Source organism: Dietzia sp. (genome assembly GCF_036741115.1).
In the GTDB taxonomy this organism is placed as follows: Bacteria; Actinomycetota; Actinomycetes; order Mycobacteriales; family Mycobacteriaceae; genus Dietzia.
In genome coordinates, this window is the sequence record NZ_DAINST010000130.1 from 1952 (window position 1) to 4305 (window position 2354).

2 protein-coding genes and 1 tRNA gene are annotated in these 2354 nt (G+C 67.3%); all 3 read left to right on the forward strand.

Annotated elements, in window-relative coordinates; all coding sequences use genetic code 11:
* Positions 1-245 precede the first annotated feature (245 nt).
* Positions 246-319: transfer RNA gene (locus V7E05_RS13690), tRNA-Pro, on the forward strand.
* A 104-nt stretch (positions 320-423) separates the two neighbouring features.
* Entirely contained in the window at positions 424-1821 is a 1398-nt protein-coding gene (tig, locus tag V7E05_RS13695; protein WP_333620192.1) for a trigger factor, read from the forward strand.
* A gap of 269 nt (positions 1822-2090) precedes the next feature.
* On the forward strand, positions 2091-2354 hold a 264-nt coding region (locus V7E05_RS13700), incomplete at its 3' end, for an ATP-dependent Clp protease proteolytic subunit (protein WP_333620191.1).

Below are 2354 nucleotides of genomic sequence, written 5' to 3' on the forward strand. Positions count from 1 at the left end.
GGTCCGCGTGACTCCCGTCAGCCTACCTTGAGCGCCCGGGGCCGCCAAACGTTGCTCTCGGCCGGGTCGTCATCCGAGTCCTGATCGGCGCTTCGGCGGGTGGCTGTCCTGCTCGCGGGCCGGTTATCCATCGCCTTGCCGCTCGCGTACCATTGGGGAATCGGCGTCGATGTGGCGCTTTTTCGCGTGCGCACCCAGGTCGTAATCCGGTCGCGCGCGGACATGGTGCCGACGCCGCGAGGATCCGGGATGTGGCGCAGCTTGGTAGCGCATCCGCTTTGGGAGCGGAGGGTCGCAGGTTCGAATCCTGTCATCCCGACTGTCGTGTCATCGGACCCCGCGGTGTTCCGCGGATCGGTGGCGCCCGTATAGAGAAATGCGCGCCGAATGGCGTGAGGCAAACCATTAAGGAGAATGTCCACAGTGAAGAGCACCGTCGAGCAGCTCGCTTCCACCCGGGTCAAGATCACCGTCGAGGTGCCTTTCGAGGAGCTCAAGCCGGACTTCGATCGCGCTTACAAGGCCCTCGCCGGCCAGGTCAACGTCCCGGGCTTCCGCCCCGGCAAGGCGCCGGCGAAGATCATTGAGGCGCGCGTCGGTCGCGGTGCCGTCCTCGAGCAGGTCGTCAACGATATGATTCCGGCGCGCTACTCCGAGGCGCTCACCGAGAACGACGTCAACCCGCTGGCGCAGCCCGAGATCGAGGTCACGAAGATCGAGGACAACGACGTCGTCGAGTTCGTCGCCGAGGTCGACGTACGCCCGGAGATCACCGTCCCCGAGGCCTCCTCGCTCGATATCGAGGTCCCCGAGCTCTCGACCTCCGACGAGGACATCGACGCCGAGCTCGACAACCTCCGCGCCCGCTTCGGCACCCTCACCGGCGTCGAGCGCGCCGCCAAGGAGGGCGACTTCCTCTCGATCGACCTCTCGGCCACGGTCGACGGCGAGCCCGTCCCCGAGGCGACCACCGAGGGCCTGTCCTACGAGGTCGGCAGCGGCACGCTCCTCGAGGGCCTCGAGGACGCCGTGCAGGGCCTCTCCGCCGGAGAGTCCGCCGACTTCACCACCAAGCTCCTCGCCGGCGAGCACGCGGACAAGGACGCGAGCGTGACCGTCAAGGTCAACTCTGTCAAGGAGCGCGAGCTCCCCGAGGCCGATGACGACTTCGCGCAGATGGCCTCCGAGTTCGACACGATCGCCGAGCTCAAGGAGAACCTCGGCGAGCAGGTCGCCGAGCGCGCCGCCGGCGAGCAGGCCGAGGCCGTGCGCGACGCCGTTCTCGAGGCTCTCCTCGAGAAGGCCGATTTCGAGGTCCCCGAGGGCGTCGTCGATGCCGAGGCGCACCAGCAGATCCACAACATCTTCGGCGAGGCCGCCCACGACGACTCGACCATCGACTCCGTTCTCGAGGCCCAGGGCACCTCGCGCGAAGAGTTCGACGCCGAGGTCCGCCAGGGCGCCGAGCGCTCCGTGCGCACCCAGCTCCTCCTCGACGCCGCCGCCGAGGGTCGCGAGGACCTCGAGGTCGGCCAGGACGAACTCATGCAGCACATCATGTTCCAGGCGCAGCGCAACGGCATGGACCCCAACCAGTTCCTGCAGCAGGTCGTCCAGAACAACCAGATCGGCGCGATCTACGCCGATGTCCGCCGCTCCAAGGCGCTCGCCGAGCTGATCCTCGGCGCCAACGTCAAGGACACCGCGGGCAACGAGGTCGACACCGAGAAGTACTTCGGTGCTGCTGTCGAGTCCGAGGAGTCTGACGCTTCTGAGTCCGACGCCGTCGAGTCCGACCCGGCCGAGGGCGACGAGAAGTAGCGTCCGCCACATCCACGGCGCAGCGGCCCCGTCCCTACCGAGAATTCGGGAGGGCGGGGCCGCCGCCGTACGTCCGCCGTCATCCGGCTCGGTGCAGGGTGAGCGGGGGGCGCGGGACGCTCACAGCGAACATCGGCGTGCGCGGGACTTTCGGGTGCCGGGTTTTGGTTACTGTCGATGGCAGGACAAAAGACACAAAGGTGCGGTGCCGCGAGCCGGGAGGCTCGGCGTGCATCGCTCGAATACCCACGATGATTGGTAGGTAGACCGTGAGCAGCGAGAAGACCAGAGAACTCACCACTCCGCAGGCGAGCGCCCCGGGTTCGGGGCTCAACCTGTCGGATTCCGTTTATGAGCGTCTCCTGCGGGAGCGGATCATTTTCCTCGGCACCCAGGTCGACGACGACATCGCCAACCGCCTGTGCGCCCAGATGCTCCTCCTCGCCGCGGAGGATCCGGACCGCGACATCTCCCTGTACATCAATTCCCCGGGCGGCTCCGTCACGGCCGGCATGGCGATCTACGACACCATG